The 19,030-nt window shown below is 72.5% G+C and carries 14 protein-coding genes; 6 read left to right on the forward strand and 8 right to left on the reverse strand.

Features of this window, described 5'->3' with window-relative positions; translation table 11 throughout:
- The first annotated feature begins 190 nt into the window (after positions 1-190).
- A complete protein-coding gene (locus BGP79_RS10705) occupies positions 191-1,492 on the forward strand; it encodes a lytic transglycosylase domain-containing protein (protein ID WP_076695283.1) in 1,302 nt (433 codons plus the stop codon).
- Positions 1,493-1,584: 92 nt separating this feature from the next.
- Positions 1,585-3,867, forward strand: a complete 2,283-nt coding sequence (locus tag BGP79_RS10710) for a Stk1 family PASTA domain-containing Ser/Thr kinase (protein ID WP_083701797.1) — start codon at positions 1,585-1,587, stop codon at positions 3,865-3,867.
- A 120-nt stretch (positions 3,868-3,987) separates the two neighbouring features.
- Here BGP79_RS10710 and BGP79_RS10715 read toward each other — a convergent pair whose 3' ends face one another.
- Both BGP79_RS10715 and BGP79_RS10720 read right to left on the reverse strand, forming a co-directional pair.
- Positions 3,988-5,352 carry a class II 3-deoxy-7-phosphoheptulonate synthase gene (locus BGP79_RS10715; RefSeq protein WP_076695285.1) on the reverse strand — a complete coding sequence of 455 codons (1,365 nt, stop codon included), beginning with the start codon at positions 5,350-5,352 and terminating at the stop codon, positions 3,988-3,990.
- A 146-nt stretch (positions 5,353-5,498) separates the two neighbouring features.
- Positions 5,499-6,221 carry a 1-acyl-sn-glycerol-3-phosphate acyltransferase gene (locus BGP79_RS10720; RefSeq protein ID WP_076695287.1) on the reverse strand — a complete coding sequence of 241 codons (723 nt, stop codon included), beginning with the start codon at positions 6,219-6,221 and terminating at the stop codon, positions 5,499-5,501.
- A gap of 118 nt (positions 6,222-6,339) precedes the next feature.
- Between BGP79_RS10720 and BGP79_RS10725 the strand changes: the two genes are divergently transcribed.
- Complete coding sequence (locus BGP79_RS10725) at positions 6,340-7,140, forward strand: carboxylesterase (RefSeq protein ID WP_076695289.1); 801 nt, start codon at positions 6,340-6,342, stop codon at positions 7,138-7,140.
- Positions 7,137-7,631 (forward strand): hypothetical protein, encoded by a 495-nt coding sequence (locus tag BGP79_RS10730; RefSeq protein WP_076695291.1) that lies wholly within the window; start codon positions 7,137-7,139, stop codon positions 7,629-7,631. The genes BGP79_RS10725 and BGP79_RS10730 overlap by 4 nt, the downstream gene beginning before the upstream one ends.
- A gap of 18 nt (positions 7,632-7,649) precedes the next feature.
- Here BGP79_RS10730 and BGP79_RS10735 read toward each other — a convergent pair whose 3' ends face one another.
- A complete protein-coding gene (locus BGP79_RS10735; RefSeq protein ID WP_083701798.1) occupies positions 7,650-8,774 on the reverse strand; it encodes an ROK family glucokinase in 1,125 nt (374 codons plus the stop codon).
- Between the two features lie 218 nt (positions 8,775-8,992).
- Here BGP79_RS10735 and BGP79_RS10740 point away from each other — a divergent pair, with 218 nt between their 5' ends.
- Positions 8,993-10,798, forward strand: coding sequence for a long-chain fatty acid--CoA ligase (locus tag BGP79_RS10740; RefSeq protein ID WP_076695294.1), 1,806 nt, complete (start codon positions 8,993-8,995; stop codon positions 10,796-10,798).
- Between the two features lie 85 nt (positions 10,799-10,883).
- Here the strand turns inward: BGP79_RS10740 and BGP79_RS10745 are convergent, their stop codons facing one another.
- Together BGP79_RS10745 and BGP79_RS10750 are read right to left on the reverse strand one after the other, a co-directional pair.
- On the reverse strand, positions 10,884-12,314 hold the full coding sequence (locus tag BGP79_RS10745) for a mycothione reductase (RefSeq protein ID WP_076695296.1): 1,431 nt from the start codon (positions 12,312-12,314) through the stop codon (positions 10,884-10,886).
- 10 nt (positions 12,315-12,324) lie between these two features.
- A complete protein-coding gene (locus tag BGP79_RS10750; RefSeq protein WP_076695298.1) occupies positions 12,325-15,750 on the reverse strand; it encodes a pyruvate carboxylase in 3,426 nt (1,141 codons plus the stop codon).
- A 194-nt stretch (positions 15,751-15,944) separates the two neighbouring features.
- Here BGP79_RS10750 and BGP79_RS10755 point away from each other — a divergent pair, with 194 nt between their 5' ends.
- Positions 15,945-16,790, forward strand: a complete 846-nt coding sequence (locus BGP79_RS10755; RefSeq protein WP_076695300.1) for a ParA family protein — start codon at positions 15,945-15,947, stop codon at positions 16,788-16,790.
- A 113-nt stretch (positions 16,791-16,903) separates the two neighbouring features.
- Here BGP79_RS10755 and BGP79_RS10760 read toward each other — a convergent pair whose 3' ends face one another.
- The 3 genes from BGP79_RS10760 to BGP79_RS10770 all read right to left on the reverse strand — a co-directional run bounded on the left by BGP79_RS10760 (position 16,904) and on the right by BGP79_RS10770 (position 18,976).
- Entirely contained in the window at positions 16,904-17,494 is a 591-nt protein-coding gene (locus tag BGP79_RS10760; protein WP_076695302.1) for a MerR family transcriptional regulator, read from the reverse strand.
- A gap of 261 nt (positions 17,495-17,755) precedes the next feature.
- Positions 17,756-18,277: a bifunctional nuclease family protein gene (locus BGP79_RS10765; protein ID WP_076695304.1), complete on the reverse strand. Its 522-nt coding sequence runs from the start codon at positions 18,275-18,277 to the stop codon at positions 17,756-17,758.
- 24 nt (positions 18,278-18,301) lie between these two features.
- Positions 18,302-18,976 (reverse strand): MerR family transcriptional regulator, encoded by a 675-nt coding sequence (locus BGP79_RS10770; RefSeq protein WP_076695410.1) that lies wholly within the window; start codon positions 18,974-18,976, stop codon positions 18,302-18,304.
- Between the last annotated feature and the right edge of the window lie 54 nt (positions 18,977-19,030).

Genomic DNA, 19,030 nt, shown 5'->3' on the forward strand with positions numbered 1-19,030 from the left:
GAGCCAATCCGGTTTCGTGAGACCTGTTTGTGATATGGGAATTCTCCGGTAGATTCACAGCTGTCTCATACGCCACACCTTCAACACCGGAACCATCCTCACCATGCCGACTGGGGACGCAGGAGGATGGTTCCGGTGGGGGTGCCCCCGATCCTCGAGGACAACCATGTCTGCTGCTCACTCTCCCGCCGTGCCCGCTGGCGCTTCCGACGCGCCCACCCCGGGCCGTCGTGGTCTCGGAGCCGCCGTCACCGCCGCCACCGTGCCGGCCGTGATGCTCTCGTCGCTCGCCTTCGCCGAGCCCGCCGCCGCTGCCCAGGTGCCGGCACAGACCGTCTCCCACGTGCCGCTCGTCGGCGCCCCCGCCGTCCAGGCGCCCACCCGCCTGGCCCCGATGCGGACCGTTCCGTCCCGCTACACCGTCCAGCGCGGCGACAGTGTCTGGGGCATCGCCTCCCGGTACGGCCTCAACCCCACCTCGGTGCTCGCGCTCAACCGGCTGACCGGCGCCAGTGTCATCCACCCGGGTCAGGTGCTCCGCCTCACCGGCACGGTCAGCGCCCCGGCTCCTGCCCGCGCCGCCGCGCCCCGTCCGGCCGCCGCACCGGCGAGCCGGTCCACCGCCTACACCGTGCGGTCGGGCGACACCCTCTCGGCCATCGCGGCCCGCCACGGCATGGGTCTGTCCGCACTGCTCGCGGCCAACGGCCTGAAGATGTCCTCGATCATCTACCCGGGCCAGCGGCTGCGTCTGTCCGGTTCCGCGGCTCCGGTCCGCGCCGCCGCCCCGCGGGCGACCGTCAGCGCGCCGAAGCCGACCGCGACCGGTGGCCGCTACACGATCCGCAGCGGTGACACCCTCGGCGGCATCGCCAACCGCCACGGGGTCTCCCTGCAGTCCCTGCTCAACGCGAACCGGATGACGGTCAAGACCGTGATCTACGCCGGCCGCACCCTGGTGATCCCGGGCCGGGGCACCACCGTGGCGCCGCAGTCGAGCGCGAACCTCGTGCCGAGCACCTTCCTGCACTACACGTACCCGACGGCCGTGGTCGCCGACGCGAACCGCAACAAGGCCGCGCTGCTCGCCGCCCGGCTGCCCAGCCCGGCCCAGATGCAGCAGATCGTCGCCAGCACCGCGCGGTCCATGGGCGTGAACCCGGCCCTGGCGATGGCGTTCGCCTACCAGGAGTCCGGCTTCTCGGCCTCCGCGGTCTCGCCCGCGAACGCCATCGGCGTCATGCAGGTGATCCCCTCGTCCGGTCAGTGGGCCTCCCAGCTCGTCGGCCGGCCGCTGAACCTGCTCAACCCGTACGACAACGCGACGGCCGGTGTGGCGATCATTCGGGCGCTCGTGCGCAGCAGCAAGGATCTGGACCACGCGATCGGCGCGTACTACCAGGGCCAGGGCTCGCTGCAGCAGCACGGGTTCTTCTCCGACACCCGCGCCTACGTCAACAGCGTCAAGGCGCACATGAAGCGTTTCAGCTGAGCAGAATCCGCCGCGGCATCGATCCGCGTGGAACGGGCCCCGGTGCGAGTGTTGCACCGGGGCCCGACCCGTCTGCGCCGTACGATCGACGGGTGCACCGCATACCCGACCGGCTGGTGGGCCGGGTGATCGACCAGCGCTACGAGATCGCCGAGCGGCTGGCGCGCGGAGGCATGTCCACCGTCTATCTCGCCATCGACACGCGCCTGGATCGCGAGGTGGCCGTCAAGGTGATGGCCGATCACCTGACGGCCGATCCCGACTTCCTCGACCGGTTCATCCGCGAGGCACGCGGCGCGGCGCGGCTGAACCACCCGCACGTCGTCCAGGTCCTGGACCGCGGGGCGGACGACGAGGTCGTCTACCTCGTGATGGAGTACGTGCCCGGCCGGACCCTCCGGCAGGTGCTCGACCAGCGCGGACGGCTGACCCCGCGGCACGCGCTCGCCCTGATCGACCCGGTGATCGAGGGCCTCGCCGCAGCTCACGAGGCCGGCCTGATCCACCGGGACGTCAAACCGGAGAACGTGCTGATCGGGCACGACGGGCGCGTCAAGGTCGCCGACTTCGGGCTGGTCCGCGCGGTCACGGCGCCGAGCCGGTCGACCACGCTGCTCGGCACGGTCGCGTACATCGCCCCCGAGGTGGTCCTGGGTGACCCGACCGACGCGCGCAGCGACCTCTACTCCGTGGGCGTCCTGCTCCACGAGCTGCTGACCGGCCGCCAGCCGTTCACCGGCGAGAGTGCCTACCAGGTGGCCCACGCGCACGTCAGCTCCTCCGTCCCGCCGCCGTCCCGGCTCGTGCCCGGCCTGTCCCCCGAGCTGGACGAGCTGGTGCAGTGGTGCGCCGCCGCGGACCCGGACAACCGGCCGGTCGACGCGCGTGCGCTGCTCGAGGAGCTGCGCCACATCCAGAGCACGCTCTCCGACGAGGACCTCGACGCCGCCGGTCCGGGTGCCCCCGGCGCCGGCGTCCCGGCGGTGGGCGACTCCGGTGCACGATCCTCGACCACCGGCGACGATCCCTCCGACGACAGATCCTCCGACGACGAGCGCGACCCGGCCGGGCCGAGCCCCGCGATCGCCGCGGCCGCGTCCTGGGACACACAGCGGACCCCGCTGCCGGCCCGGCCGGACCGGTCGCCGCGCCTCGGTCACGAGGACCGTCGCGACGGTCGTCCCGCCGATGCCGACCGGGACGACGACACCGCCCACGAGGACGGGCGCACCGAGGTGATCGCTCCGCTCGCCGCGACGACGGCGGTCCCGGGTCACGGATGGTCGGAAGCACCCGGGCCGGTGGCATCCGGATCGGAAGGGAACTGGTCGGAATCATCCGGGTCGGCGGTCGCGGAGACGACGACGCTGCCGTGGGCGGACGTCGAGCGGGAGTCCGACGGTGGTGCGCGCGGCGCCTCCCCCGCCCGACCGGGTCACGGTCGCGGTCGTGGCGCCTCCCCCACCGTCTCCCTGCACCGAGGCCACCCGCGCCGGCGCGGCGCCCTGCTCGTCGTGCTCGCCGTCCTGGTCGTCCTCGTCGCGGGGCTGCTCGCCTGGTTCTTCGGGTACGGCCCCGGTGTTGCCGTGGCGGTACCCGACGTGCGTGCCCGCACGCTCGCGGCGGCCGAGCAGTCCCTGGCTGACCTCGGCCTGGCCGGCACCGTACGCCGCGTCAACGACGAGGCCGCCGCCACCGGCACCGTGATCGACACGGATCCGGCCGCCGACACGTCGATCCGCCGGTACCAGCCGGTCACGCTCTTCGTCTCGGCCGGCCCCACGCTCCACGCCGTTCCCGGCGTCGTCGGCCGCACCGTCGCCGAGGCACGGGAGGCCATCACCGGTGCCCGGCTCGGCGTCGGCACCGTCAGTGGCGCCTGGAGCGAGACGGTCGCCAGCGGCCGCGTGATCAGCCAGTCCCCCACCCCGGACACGCAGCGCCGAGCGGGATCGGGCGTCGACCTCGTCGTCTCGCGCGGCCGTCAGCCCGTCGACGTGCCGGACCTCACCGGCTCCACCGAGCAGCAGGCGCGCCAGCGGCTCACCGACGCGGGGCTCGTGGCCGCCGTCGCCCCGGCCCGCGTGTTCAGCAGCACGGTGCCCGACGGCGCGGTGGCCTCCCAGTCGCCGTCCGGCGGCCAGACCCCGCGCGGCTCGACCGTGAACCTGACCCTGTCGAAGGGTCCCCGGATGGTCGCGGTGCCGGATCTGATCGGCACCCAGGTGAACGAGGCGCGGAGGCGGCTCGAGTCCGCCGGCTTCCAGGTCGAGGTGCGCAACGTGCTCGGCGGGTTCTTCGGCACCGTCCGGGCCCAGGACCCCCGCGGCGGGACCGCCCCGGAGGGCTCGACCGTGGTGCTCACCGTCGTCTGAGTCGACCGTCGTCCCATCGGGTCGATCGGCCCGGGCACGACGACGGCGGCGCAGCGTGGTGCCGCGCCGCCGTCGTCGTGCGGGATCGGGTCCGGAACGTCGCCGGGCCCGGCAGGGAGATCAGTGCCCTGCGAGGGACTCCGCGGCCAGGAAGGCCAGTTCCAGGGACTGCTGGTGGTTCAGCCGAGGGTCGCACACGGACTCGTACCGGGTGAGGAAGGCCTCCTCGTCGATCCGGTCGGATCCGCCGAGGCACTCGGCCACGTCGTCGCCGGTCATCTCGACGTGCAGACCGCCAGGCACCGTGCCGAGACCCCGGTGAACCTCGAAGAAGCCGCGGACCTCGTCCACGACGTCGTCGAAGTTGCGGGTCTTGTACCCGTTCGGGGAGGTCACCGTGTTCCCGTGCATCGGGTCGGTGATCCACAGCACGGTCGCGCCGCTGCGCTTGACGGTCTCCACCAGCTCGGGCAGCTTGTCGCGGATGACGCCCGCACCCATCCGCGTGATGAAGGTCAGCCGGCCGGGCTCCCGTTCCGGGTCCAGTCGGTCGATCAGGCCGAGCACGTCGTCGCCCCGGGTGTTGGGACCGAGCTTGACGCCGATCGGGTTGCGCACCCGGGACAGGAAGTCCACGTGCGCTCCGTCGAGGTCGCGGGTCCGCTCGCCGATCCACAGGAAGTGGGCGGAGGTGTCGTAGGGCAGTCGGCTGCGGGAGTCGATGCGGGTCAGCACCCGCTCGTACTCGAGCACGAGCGCCTCGTGGCTGGCGAAGAACTCGACGCCCCGCAGCGCGTCGAAGTCCGCCCCGCACGCGGCCATGAACTTCAGGGCCCGGTCGATCTGGGCCACCGTGGACTCGTACCGCACGTGCGCGGGGTGCGCCGCGAAGCCGCGGTTCCAGTCGTGCACGGCACGCAGGTCCGCGAAACCGCCCTGCGTGAACGCGCGGATCAGGTTCAGCGTCGAGGCGGCGTTGTGGTAGGCGCGCACCATCCGGGCCGGGTCGTGGCGGCGGGACTCCGGGGTGAAGTCGTAGCCGTTGACCATGTCGCCGCGGTACGCGGGCAGGGTGACGCCGTTGCGGGTCTCGTCGTTGGACGAGCGCGGCTTCGCGAACTGGCCCGCCATCCGGCCCATCTTGATCACCGGCAGCGACGCGCCGTACGTCAGGACCACCGCCATCTGCAGGATGGTGCGCACGCGAGCGCTGATCCGGTCGGCGGTCATGCCCTCGAAGGTCTCGGCGCAGTCCCCGCCCTGCAGGACGAAGGCGTTGCCCTGCGCGGCGGCGGCCAGCCGAGCGCGCAGCTGGTCCACCTCACCGGCGAACACGAGCGGCGGGGCGGAGGAGAGTTCGGTCAGGGCCACGTCGAGCTGCGGGTCGTCGTTCCAGCCCGGCTGCTGCGCGATCGGCAGCGAGCGCCAGGTGTCCAGGCCCGGATACACCGCGGCCCCCTCCTGGGTGCCGGTCGCGGGGATCATACGGGAACCAGGGGCGGCTGCGTCTAGACTCACGCGACCAGCGTACCGGCGGCGTGAGCGCGGGCCGAAACCGCGTCGTCCCACCCGGCTCGATCCGGTCGGCTCGGTCCGGTCGGCCCGAGTCCGGTCGGCCCGGTCCGGTCTGTTCAGTCGCGCGCCGCGTCGTCGTCCGTGTGCCCGGCCTTCTTCTGCGCGAGCTGCGCCTTGACCGTCGCCGCGTACACGTCGGGAACGTAGTCCTGCCCGGACAGACGGGAGAGGGTCTCCATGATCTCGTCGGTGACCGTGCGCAGCACCGCACGGTCCTCGTGCTGACCGTGGAAGCGGCTGAAGTCCAGCGGCGGCCCGATGATGATGCCCACCCGCCGCACGTGCGGGATGATCCGGCCGATCGGCTGCACCTTGTCGGTGCCGATCATGGCGACCGGGACGACGGGCACGCCGGCCTGCAGCGCGAGGGTGGCGACGCCGACCTTGCCGCGGTACATGCGGCCGTCGGGGCTGCGGGTGCCCTCGGGGTAGATGCCGAGCAGCTTGCCGTCGCGCAGCACCTCCGCGCCGGCGGTCAGGGACAGGGCGCTGGCGGCGCCGCCGGAACGGTCCATCGGCAGCTGGTTGATGAGACGGAAGAACAGGGCGGTGAGCCGGCCCTTCGGCCCCCTGCCGGTGAAGTACTCCCGCTTGGCCAGGAAGGCGACCGGACGGGGCACCACGACCGGGAGGAAGACCGAGTCGGAGAACGAGAGGTGATTGCTCGCCAGGATCGCCCCGCCGGCGGCGGGGACGTGGCGCAGACCGCTGACCCACGGTCGGAAGACCATGACGAGGAGCGGACCCACCACGAGGTGCTTGACGAACCAGTAGAACAAGGACAGCCCTTCCCGCTCCGGTGACGCCCCAACCCTACCGGCGCACGACCGTCCGACCGGGATGTTGCGGCAGGAAATCACCGGTCCACGAGGGGGCGCGGGGTGGCACGATAGGACCATGCAGGCCAGTGACCACTTCCTCGCGTTCTCCCGAGCCGGATCCGGCGAGCGCGAACGCACGGGCGTCGTCGTCTGCCACGGATTCACCGGCTCTCCCGTCTCGGTGCTGCCGTGGGCACGCCATCTCGCCGACGCTGGTCTCGCCGTGCGGGTGCCGCTGCTCGAGGGGCACGGGACGAGCTGGCAGCAGCTGAACCGGACGAGCTGGCAGCAGTGGTACGGGAGCCTGGTGACCGCCTACCTCGATCTGGCCGACCAGGTGGACCGGGTGGCCGTCGCGGGCCTGTCGATGGGTGGCACGCTCGCGCTGCGGCTGGCCGCCCAGTACCCCGTGGCCGGTGCGACCCTGGTCAATCCGGCGATGACCTTCGCCTCCCCGGCGGCACGGTGGGTGGGCGCGCTGAAGTACGTGCGCCGCTCCCTTCCCGCGATCGGCAGCGACATCAAGGCCACCGGAGTGGACGAGCAGGCCTATCCCCGCACCCCGCTGGCCGCCACCCACGAGCTCGCCCGGCTGTTCGCGGCGACCGTGCCGCTGCTGCCCGCGGTCGACTGTCCCGTGCAGATCTTCCGGTCCACGGTCGACGCGGTCGTGCCGGACAGCAGTCTGACGGCCATCACCGAGGGCCTGCCCTCGGCCCCGGAGGTCGTCCGGCTGCACGACAGCTATCACGTGGCGACGCTGGACAACGATGCCCCGGAGATCTTCCACTCCTCGCTCCGCTTCCTCGACGCGTGCCTCCGTCCGGGTGCCCGCGTCGGGTCGGATGCCGGTGTCGATGAGACGCCCGCCCGATGAGCGACCCGCGGCCGGTGGACCCGTCCCGCTCCGACGACGAGGCCGCCTGGGAGGACCTGGTGCGCCGCTTCCACGAGTCGGATCCGGTCACGCCCGCCCCGTCGGACCCCCGGACGGCCGGATCGACGCCGCCCGCCCCGTCGGACCCCCGGACGGCCGGATCGACGCCGCCCGCCCCGTCGGCGTCCGCTCCTCCGCGGTCCGCGCCAGGCGGGTCATCCGGGCCCCGGGACCACGTCGTGGAGGAGCCGGAGGAGAACTTCGAACCTCCCGAGCCGGCACCGTTGAGCACCGCCGAACCCGCGCTGGCGGCGGCCTGGGCCGGGGTCGGGCTCTCCCTCGGGGTGCTGCTGATCATCACCATCTTCGTCCGCACCGCGCCGAGCGTCCTGACGTGGACCCTCGCCGGGGTGTTCCTCGTCAGCGCCGGCTACCTCGGTTACCGGCTGCCCCGGGAGCGGCACGACGACGACGACGGCGCCCAGGTCTGAGCGCCGGCCGGTTCCCGGTCAGCGACGGCTGCGGGCGCTGACCCGGGCGAGGTCCGCCGCTCCCACCAGCCCCGCGTCGGCGCCGAGGGCCGCCGTCACGATCGGCGCGACGGGACGGAACCCGCGGCCGGTCAGATGACGGGCGAAGGCGCGGCGGGCGGGTTCGAGCAGCAGGTCGCCGGCGGCGCTGAGCCCACCGCCGATCACGAAGCGTCCGGGGTCGAGGGCGGCCGCGAGGTTGGCCAGCCCGATCCCGAGCCACTGCCCCATGTCCTCCAGCAGTTCCCGGCTGGCCGGGTCCCCCTCGATGGCGAGCTCGGTCACCAGGGCACCCGAGATGGTCTCCGGCTCGCCCCCGGCCGCCGCGAGCAGGCGGTGGGCGACGGGCGACGCCGCCCGGGCGAGACCCCGCGCCTCACGACCGAGCGCGTTGCCGGACGCGTACTGCTCCCAGCACCCGCGGTTGCCGCACTCGCAGCGGTGACCCTCGGGCACGACGATCTGGTGCCCGAACTCCCCCGCGAGGCCGAACTCACCCCGTTCCAGTTGCCCGTCGCGGACGAGGGATCCGCCGATGCCGGTGCCGAGCGTGATGCAGGCGAGCCGGGAGACGTGCCGCCCCGCACCGAAGCGGTACTCGCCCCAGCCGGCGGCGTCGGCGTCGTTGACGACGAGGATGCGCCTGCCGAGCCGGGCCTCGAGCGTGGCCCGCAGCGGCTCGTTGCGCCAGGCCAGGTGGGGGCTGAACAGCACCGTCGAGCCGCTCGTGTCCATCCAGCCGGCGGCGCCGATGCCGACGGTGAGGATGCGGTGCTCGGCGGAGAACTCCCGGACGAGGCCGACGATGGTCTCCTCGACGGCCGCGGCGTCGGTGGCCGGGGTGGAGCGCTGCGCCCGGGCGATCACGACGCCGTCGGCGTTGACCACCCCGGCCGCGACCTTCGTGCCCCCGATGTCCACGCCCAGGGACAGCGAGCGCCGGGCCAGCCGGGTCGGGAGTCGGCGCGGTGCCCGGGGCGCGAGGGGATCACGACGGGGATGCCGCGCGACCGGCCACGCCCGGGCGCGGGCCGACTCGTTCGACCGGTCCCGGTCGCCGGGGGTGCGCGACGAGCCGAGGGAGGGCAGCGACCGGTCGTCCATGGCCGCCAGTGTAGGTCGGACGGGTGGGTGCTCCCCGCCGGTCGACGGCTCGTGGTGTCGCCGTCCCGTCCGTCGCTTATAGTTACCCGTTAGTAACTTCGGTCCGATGCCCGGCATCCGGCCGATAAGCTGATCCGACAAGCAGACGGCGGCACCGGTGCTCCACGGCAGGACCGGCCGGCCGCGCGTGTGCTGCACACGATGTCGAAGGAGCTCTCGTGCGCGAAGCCGTCGTCCCGGCCCTGGTCGAGGTGGACCCGGACCTGAACACCACCGATCTGCTGCTGCGGCAGGCCGCCAAGCCGCACGACCCGGCCCTCTTCGCTCGCCGCGGCGCCGGCGACGTGTGGGAGGACGTACCCGCCTCGCGGTTCCTGGCAGAGGTCTCGGCGATCGCCCGCGGCCTGATCGCCCGGGGCGTCCAACCCGGCGACCGGGTCGGCATCATGTCCTCGACCAGCTACCAGTGGTCGCTCGTCGACTTCGCGATCTGGTTCGCCGGGGCCGTCTCCGTCCCGGTGTACGAGACGTCCGCCCCCAGCCAGGTCGCCTGGAACCTGAGCGACTCGGAGGCGATCGCCGTCTTCGTCGAGTCCGCCCGGCACCGCGCGACCGTCGAACGGGCCCGCGAGCACGAGGATCTCGCCGCCGTGCGCGAGGTCTGGACCATGGACGACGCCGGCTTCGCTCCCCTGATCGAGGCCGGCCGCGACGTGACGCCCGAGACGCTGGAGGAGCGCCGCAGCGCCGCCGGTCTCGACGACACCGCGACCATCATCTACACCTCCGGAACCACGGGCCGGCCGAAGGGCGTCACCCTGACCCACGGCAATTTCGTGCGGCTCTCCGACAACGCGGCCGCGGCGATCAGCTCGGTCGTCCGCGAGGGCGCCCGCACCATCATGTTCCTGCCGCTGGCCCACGTGTTCGCCCGGTTCATCGCGGTGCTGGCCGTCTCCGGGGGCTGCGTGGTCGCGCACACCCCGGACGTGAAGAATCTGCTCGGCGATCTGCAGGGGTTCCGGCCCGACTTCATCCTCGTCGTGCCACGCGTGTTCGAGAAGGTCTACAACGGCGCGAAGCTGAAAGCGGAGGACGGCGGCCGCGGGAAGGTGTTCGGCGCGGCCGAGCAGGTCGCGATCGACTGGTCCCGCGCGCGGCAGGCCGGCTCCGTGCCGCTCGGCCTGCGGGTCAAGCACGCGGTCTTCGACCGGCTCGTCTACGGGAAGCTGCGGACGGCGATGGGCGGCCGCGTCCGCTTCGCCGTCTCCGGCGGGGGTCCACTCGGGGAGCGTCTCGGCCACTTCTTCGACGGGGTCGGGGTGACCGTGCTCGAGGGCTACGGCCTGACCGAGACGACGGCGCCGCTGAGCGTCAACACGCCCGAGAAGATCAAGATCGGCACCGTCGGCCCCGCGCTCCCGGGCAACGGCATCCGGATCGCCGAGGACGGCGAGGTGCTCGCGCGCGGCGTGTGCGTGACCCCGGGCTACTGGCGCCGGGACGACCTGAACGCCGAGGCGTTCTCCGACGGCTGGTTCCACACCGGTGACCTCGGCGAGCTCGACGCGGACGGGTACCTGCGGATCACGGGCCGGAAGAAGGAGATCATCGTGACCTCCGGCGGCAAGAACGTCGCGCCGAGCGGCCTCGAGGACGCGATCCGCGCCGACACCCTGATCTCCCAGTGCATCGTCGTCGGTGACCACCGGCCCTTCATCAGCGCCCTGGTCACGCTCGACGAAGAGGCGCTGCCGGGCTGGCTGCATCGGAACCAGCTGCCGACGATGTCGGTGGCGGAGGCGGCCGGGAACGACGCCGTCGTCGCCCGCGTGCAGGAACTCGTCGACGCCGCCAACGAGCGGGTGTCGCGGGCCGAGTCGATCCGCGCCTTCCGGATCGTGCCGACCGACTTCACCGAGGCCACCGGCCACCTGACGCCGTCGCTGAAGCTGCGCCGGGCGCGGGTGATCACGGACTTCGAGGACGTCATCGAGGACATCTACGCTGCGAAGCAGCGTTGAGCACTGCTGCGAAGCAGCGGTAGGGCACTGCTGCGAAGCAGCGTTGAGCACCGCCGCGAAGCAGCGGTAGGCCGGGAGGGGCCTGCTAGCCGCCCGTCCCCAGGCTGAGCAGGGCGTTCTCGACGACCTCGGTCAGCGCCGGGTGGATCCAGTACTGGCCGCGGGCCATCCGGTGCGCGGGCAGGTCGGTGTGCATGGCCTGGATCAGGGGCTGGATCAGCATCGAGGCCTCGTGGCCCATCAGGTGCGCGCCGAGCAGGCGGCCGCTGCCGCGCTCGGCGAGCAGCTTGACGATGCCCGTCTGATCCTCCATCGCCCACCCGTAGGCGGTGCTGCCGTAGTCCTGGACGGCGACGGCGAGCTCCTCCCCCACGGCGGCGCAGTGGTCCCGCGCCTCGTCCTCCGTCATCCCCACCTGGGCCAGCTGCGGGTGCGTGAACACGGCCGAGGGGACGAACCGGTGGTCGCTGGCCAGCAGCGGTCCGGTGGCGGTGAGGTTGTGGGCGACGACGCGGGCCTCGTGGTTGGCCACGTGCTTGAGCTGGTGCTCCGAGCTGACGTCACCGAGTGCCCAGAGCCCGGGCACGGGACGGCCGTCCGTGAGGACGCGCTGGAACTCGTCGACGTGCAGCCGCCCGTCGTGGTGCAGATCCAGACCGGCCGCGGCGGCGACGAGCAGGTCCGTGTTGGGGATGCGCCCGGTGGCGATCAGGACGAGGTCGGCGTCGGTGTGGCCGGCGTCGTTCCCGTCGACGTCCATCAGGGTCACCCGCACCGGCCCGGTGCCGGGCTGGTCCTCGTCGAGCGGGGTGATGGCGGTGATCTCGGTGCCCAGCCGGACGTCCCACTGCTTGGCGGCGAGCTCGGTGAACCGGTCCGTGATCGTCCCGTCGAGGTGCGTGAGCAGGCCCGTGCCGCGCACCACCTGGATCACCTCCACGCCGATCTGCTGGAAGATCGAGGCGAACTCCGCCGCGATGTACCCGCCGCCGACGATCACCAGGCGGCGTGGCGCCTCGGGGATCCGCATGATGCTGTCCGAGGTGTGCACCTGGGGCAGCGCCGCCCCGGTCACGGCCAGTTCGCGGGGCCGGGAGCCGGCGGCGATGACCACCTGGTCGCCGGTGATGGTGCGCCCGGAGTCGGTGACGAGCTCGCGGGGACCGGTCAGCCGGGCGTGCTCGGCGTAGAGGGTGACGTTGTCCTGCTCGGCGTCCCGGTAGGCCCGGCCGTTGGCGGAGATCGCGTCGATGCGCCCGAAGATGCGGTCCCGGATCTGCCGCCAGTGCACGGCGTCGCGGGTCAGGTCGACGCCGAGCCGGCCGGCCTCCGCCGGCGCACCGGCCAGGCCCGCCGGGTAGACGAACATCTTGGTGGGGATGCAGCCGACGTTCAGGCAGGTCCCGCCGAACGTGCCGCCCTCGACGATGGCGACCGACCGATCGTCCCACTCCGGCCCGAGGAGGCTGTTCCCCGAGCCGGAGCCGACGATCACCAGGTCGTGATGGGCGGTCATCGGCGGTCGATCATCCGAGCACCACGATCAGGTCCCCGCCCTGGACCTGGGCGACGCCCGCCAGCGCGACGCGGGAGACGGTCCCGCCAGCCGGGCTGGTGATCGCGGCCTCCATCTTCATCGCCTCGATGGTGGCGACCGTGCCGCCGGGGGCGACGGTGTCGCCCTCGTTGACGGTGACGGTGACCGCGCCGGCGAACGGCGCGGCGACGTGACCCGGGTTGGACTGGTCCGCCTTCTCCGCCTCCTTGACGTCCGACTCGACGGTCCGGTCGCGCACCGTCACCGGGCGGCCCTGACCGTTGAGCGTGCACATGACGGTCCGCATGCCCCGCTCGTCGGGCTCACCGACGGCGTCGAGCGTGGCGATCAGTCGCACGCCGCGCTCGAGCGGGATGACGTGCTCGGTGCCGCTGCGCAGGCCGTACAGGTAGTCCTGGGTGTCCAGCACCGAGACGTCGCCGTAGAGCTCGCGGGTTCGCCCGAACTCCTCGGTGGGGCCGGGGAACAGCAGCCGGTTCAGGGTGTGCCGGCGGGACGCCGAGTCACCGTCCAGTGCGGCGCGGTCCTCGTCGCTGATGTCCTCGGTCCGGGTCTTGACGGTCCGCCCCTGCAGCGCCTTGGTACGGAAGGGCTCGGGCCAGCCGCCCGGCGGGTCGCCGAGTTCGCCGGAGAGGAACTGGATGACCGAGTCCGGGATGTCGAACTTCTGCGGGTCCGCCTCGAACTCCTTGGGATCCACGCCCTGGCCCACGAGCTGCAGGGCGAGATCGCCGACCACCTTGGAGGACGGCGTGACCTTGACCAGGCGGCCGAGGATCCGGTTGGCCTCCGTGTACATGTCCTCGATGGCCTCGAACTTCTCGCCCAGGCCCAGCGCGATGGCCTGCTGGCGGAGGTTGGAGAGCTGGCCGCCGGGGATCTCGTGCCGGTAGACGCGGCCGGTGGGCCCCGGCAGGCCGGACTCGAACGGCGCGTACACGCGGCGCACGGCCTCCCAGTAGGGTTCCAGCGCGCTGACGTTCTCCAGGTTCAGCCCGGTGTCCCGCTCGGTGTGCGCGAGCGCGGCGACGAGGGCGGACGCGGACACCTGGCTGGTGGTCCCGGCCATCGAGGCGGCGGCGACGTCGACGGCGTCGACACCCGCGTCGACCGCGGCCATCAGGGTGGCCAGCTGCCCGCCGGCGGTGTCGTGCGTGTGCAGGTGCACCGGCAGGTCGAACCGCTCCCGCAGGGCGGTGACCAGCTTCGCGGCGGCGGCCGGCCGGAGCAGGCCGGCCATGTCCTTGATGGCGAGGATGTGGGCACCGGCGTCGACGATCCGCTGCGCCAGGTCCAGGTAGTAGTCCAGCGTGTACAGCGTCTCGTTCGGGTCGAGCAGGTCCGCCGTGTAGCACAGGGCGACCTCGGCGACCGCGGTGCCGGTCTTGCGGACCGCGGCGATCGCCGGCTCCATCTGGCTGACGTCGTTGAGCGCGTCGAAGATCCGGAAGATGTCGATCCCGGTCGCGGCGGCCTCGGCGACGAACGCGTCGGTCACCTCGGTGGGGTACGGCGTGTACCCGACGGTGTTGCGGCCGCGCAGCAGCATCTGCAGACAGATGTTCGGGATCGCCTGCCGCAGCTTCGCGAGCCGCTCCCACGGGTCCTCCCCGAGGAAGCGGAGCGCGACGTCGTAGGTCGCCCCGCCCCACGCCTCGATCGAGAGCAGGGTGGGGGTGAGCACGGAGACGGCCGGGGCGGCCGCCACCAGGTCCCGGGTGCGCACGCGGGTGGCCAGCAGCGACTGGTGGGCGTCGCGGAACGTCGTGTCCGTGACGGCGACGGCGCGCTGAGCGCGCAGGTCCGCGGCGAAGCCCTCCGGGCCGAGCTCCGCCAGGCGCTGCCGGGAGCCCGACGTCGGGACGGCCGGCAGGGTGGTGGTGGTCAGCGCGCCGTCGGGCGGGCCCACCGGCAGCTTGAGCGCCGGATCGGCGTGCACGGGGTTCTCGCCGTTGGGCTTGTTCACCGTCACGTCCGCCAGCCACGTCAGCAGGCGGGTGCCACGGTCGGCGGAGCCACGGGCCTGCAGCAGCTCGGGTCGCTCGTCGATGAACGACGTCGCGACGTTGCCGGCGACGAACTCGGGGTCGTCGAGCACCGCCTGCAGGAAGGGGATGTTGGTGGAGACGCCGCGGATCCGGAACTCGGCGAGCGCGCGGCGGGCCCGGGCGATCGCGATCGGGTAGGTACGGCCGCGGCAGGTCAGCTTGACCAGCATCGAGTCGAAGTGCGGGCTGATCTCGGCGCCGGAGTAGATGGTGCCGCCGTCGAGCCGGACGCCGGCGCCGCCGGCGGACCGGTACCCGGTGATCCGCCCGACGTCGGGCCGGAAGCCGTTGGCCGGGTCCTCGGTGGTGATGCGGCTCTGCAGGGCGGCCCCGTTGATCCGCACGGTGTCCTGGCTCAGGCCGAGGTCCTCGAGGGACTCGCCTGCCGCGATGCGCAGCTGCGACTGGACCAGGTCCACGTCGGTGATCTCCTCGGTCACCGTGTGCTCGACCTGGATGCGCGGGTTCATCTCGATGAACACGTGCTGCCCGGCGCGCTCCCCGACGGTGTCGACGAGGAACTCGACGGTGCCCGCGTTCTGGTAGTTCAAAGCCTTGGCGAAGGCGACGGCGTCCCGGTAGAGGGCCTGCCGGATGTTCTCGTCCAGGTTGGGTGCCGGGGCGATCTCGATGACCTTCTGGTGGCGCCGCTGCAGCGAGCAGTCCCGCTCGAACAGGTGCATGACGTTGCCGTGGCTGTCCGCGAGGATCTGCACCTCGATGTGGCGGGGCCGCAGCACCGCCTGCTCCAGGAAGACGGTCGGGTCGCCGAAGGCGCTGTCCGCCTCCCGCATGGCCGCGTTCAGCGACTCGGGCAGGGCGTCCCGGGTGTCGACCCGGCGCATGCCGCGCCCACCGCCACCGGCGACGGCCTTGACGAAGATCGGGAAGCCGATCTCGTCGGCGGCGGCGATCAGCTCGTCGGGGTCGGCGCTCGGCTCGCTCGAGGCCAGGGTCGGGATGCCCGCCGCCTTGGCCGCCTTCAGGGCGGCGACCTTGTTGCCGGCCAGCTCGAGCACCTCGGCGGGCGGGCCAACGAAGGTGATGCCCGCGTCGGCGGCGGCCCGGGCCAGGTCCGGGTTCTCGGAGAGGAAGCCGTAACCGGGATAGATGGCGTCCGCGCCGGCCTCACGGGCCACCCGGATGATCTCGGCCACGTCCAGGTACGCCCGGACCGGGTGCCCCTCCTCACCGATGAGATAGGCCTCGTCCGCCTTCTGCCGGTGGATCGAGTTGCGGTCCTCGTAGGGGAAGACGGCGACGGTCTTGGCGCCCGACTCATAACCGGCGCGGAACGCGCGGATGGCGATCTCCCCGCGGTTGGCCACCAGGATCTTCGAGAACATGAGGGTGTACTCCTCTGCGTCGTCGCGCGCGTCATTGCGCGCCCGGGGTCAGGTGTGTTCATACCTTAGCCGCCGGGGGCGGGCGCCGGGCGTGCGCCTCGTCACACCGATTCGCGGGGGCCGTCCTCCCCTATGATGAGACGCGGTGCGCACCGCCTGCGCGCCGCCGGCAAGAAGAGGAAGCGGAGTTCGTCGTGCACGTCGTCAGCATCACCAGTCTCAAGGGCGGCGTGGGGAAGACGACCGTCACCCTCGGCCTGGCCTCCGCGGCACTGCACGCCGGACTGCGGGTGCTGGTGGTGGACCTGGACCCGCACGCGGACGCGACGACGGCGCTGGCCGTGCGCCGCGGCCGGGGCATCGACGCCGGCCACCTGCTGCGCAACGCCCGCCGGTACCGGCTCGCGGATGCGGTCGCCGCCAGTGCGTGGAGCCGCGAGGAACGCAACCGGGTGCCCGGCACCACCGGCCGGCTCGACGTCGTGCCCGGTTCCGCGTACAGCGGCATCTTCGACCGGCCCGACCTCGGCCGTCGTGATCTGAACCGGCTGCACCGCCTGCTCACGCGCGACGAGGAGACCGCGGCGGCCTACGACATCGCCCTGATCGACTGCCCGCCGTCCCTGAACGGGCTCACCCGGATCGCCTGGACCGCCAGCTCCGGCGTGCTCCTGGTCGCCGAACCGGCCCTGTTCTCCGTGGCCGGAACCGAGCGGACCCTGCGGGCGATGGACCTGTTCCGGCGCGAGTACGCCCCGGGGCTGCGCACCGCCGGCGTCGTCGCCAACCGCGTCCGGCAGGACGTCCCCGAGCAGGCGTTCCGGCTGCGGGAGATGGAGCGGATGTTCGCCTCGCTGCTGCTGCGCCCCGCGCTCATCGACCGGCCCGTGCTGCAGCAGGTCCAGGGTGCCGCTCACGCGGTGCACCACTGGCCGGGTGCGGACGCGGCCCACGCGGCGCGCGACTTCGACGCGGTGCTGGCCGGTCTCGGCCACCTGGTCGAGGACGAGCCCGAGCACGCCCTGCAGCCCTCCGCCTGAGGCCGGGGACACCACCCGCTCCTGCCCGTCCCGGACACGAGAACGGCCGGTCCTTCGGGGACCGGCCGTGACGGTGGAGAGAAGATGCCCGGGCGGAAACCCCGGGCGCGGAATCAGGAGATGCGGCGGGTGGCGCGACGCCGGCTGAGTTCGTCGTCGGGGAAGTCCTGCTGGTCCGCGTGCTCGGACGGGAGCTCGGCCAGGCTGCCCTCGACCTCGCGCCACACCCGGCCGACGGCGATGCCGAACACGCCCTGACCGCCCTGGACCAGGTCGATGACCTCGTCGGCCGACGTGCACTCGTAGACGCTCGCCCCGTCACTCATCAGCGTGATCTGGGCGAGGTCCTCCACGCCGCGCAGGCGCAGGTGCTCGACGGCGGTACGGATCTGCTGCAGCGAGACCCCGGTGTCGAGCAGGCGCTTGACGACCTTCAAGACGAGGATGTCGCGGAAACTGTAGAGGCGCTGCGAGCCGGAGCCCGACGCGGAGCGGACGGCCGGTTCGACGAGGCCGGTGCGGGCCCAGTAGTCCAGCTGGCGATACGTGATGCCGGCAGCCTTGCAGGCGGTCGGGCCGCGGTAGCCGGCGTCCTCGTCCAGCACGGGCAGGTCCTCCGTGAACAACAACCCCTGAGCACCTTCGGGTTGCGCATCGTGAGCAGCGGCGCGGCGGAGTTCGCCGGTTTCACCTTTCGGACTCACGTGGACCTCCTTGATCGGTAGCTCCACTGGGGGGAAGCGGGAACCGGCCAAGTCTACCAGCGGGGTCCTCGGCACATCAGGGGTGACCACGAGATGGTGGTGGACCCGATGCTGCCGGGAACCGCGTCAGGGGAAGCTGGACGGGACCCGAAGGAGCTGTCTAGGAATGACGTTAGAGGCACGGGTGCGGCGGGTCAAAGACCCCGGCCCGTCCGGTGCGTCGTGTCGCCCCTCCGATCGAGGGCGACGGACAGCCTGCTGTCAGTTCTCGAAGTCCTCGGGCTCGACGTCGTCGAGGAACTGGCGGAACCGGCGCAGCTCGCTCTCGGCGTTCTCGTCGGACGGACGGGCACCGCCGGCCTCGTCGTCGTCCTCGGTGACCTCGCCGGCCTCGGTGATCTGCACCCCGGCGTCGTCGAGCACCTCGGGGGTGCACAGGATGGGGCAGTCCACCCGGATCGCCAGGGCGATGGCGTCGGAGGCGCGGGACGAGACGGTCACGCCGCTGCCGAAGACCAGCTGCGCGTAGAACACGGCGTCGCGCACGGCGATGATGTGCACCTGGGTCAGTTCGGCGCCGAGCTGACCGATCACCGAGACCATCAGGTCGTGCGTCATGGGCCGCGGCGGGACGATGCCCTGCTGGGCGAGCGCGATGGCGCTGGCCTCGGGGGCGCCGATCCAGATCGGCAGGTGCCGCTCCCCGTGGCTCTCCTTCAGGAGCACCAGCGGCTGGTTGGCCGGCAGCTCGATCCGGACCCCCAGGACCTCCATGGCGATCATCGCGCGGCCCGCCCCGTCATCGACTCACTCGTCCAGTCGGTCGATGCGCCCGTCGACCAGGGCGCGGTGCAGCGTCAGGCACGCCTCGCTCAGTTCCCGGGCCGCCTCGGCCGCCCGGGCCCGCGAGGCGGTGTCCCGACGGGAGGCCAGCGGGGAGATGGCCTGTTCGACGAGGCTGAGTTCCCGGTCCGCGGCGACGCGGAACGCCCGCAGGTGACGCGGCTCGATGCCGTGGGCCTGCAGCTGGACGCAGGACCGCACCGCGGCGAGGTCGTGCTCGTTGTAGTAGCCGTCCACGGGGCTGATCAACCCGAAGCTGACCAGCTTCTGCAGCAGTTCGCTCGGCGCCTGCGCCTGCCGGCGCAGTTCGAGGGCCGAGAGCCGGCGGCTGCGGGCCGACAGGTCCTCGGCCAGCTGCGGAGAGACCATCCGGGGGCTGACCGCCCCGGCGGGCAGGTTCTCCGGCCGCTCCCCCCGGTCGATGGCCTCGCAGTACTCCTTGATCACCTTCAGCGGCAGGTAGCGGTCCCGCTGCAGGGCGAGGATGAACCGCAGCCGCTCGATGTCCGCGTGCGTGTACTTGCGGTACCCGGCGGGGGTCCGCTGCGGGGTGATCAGGCCCTTCTCCTCGAGGAAGCGGACCTTGGAGGCGGTCACCGAGTCGAAGTCGTGACGCAACCGGGACAGCACCTCGCCGATGGTGAAGACGCGCCCGGACGTCCCCGTCGCCGCGGAGACCGGTGCGCGCCGCGA

It is taken from the genome of Tersicoccus sp. Bi-70, assembly GCF_001968825.1.
GTDB lineage: Bacteria > Actinomycetota > Actinomycetes > Actinomycetales > Micrococcaceae > Tersicoccus.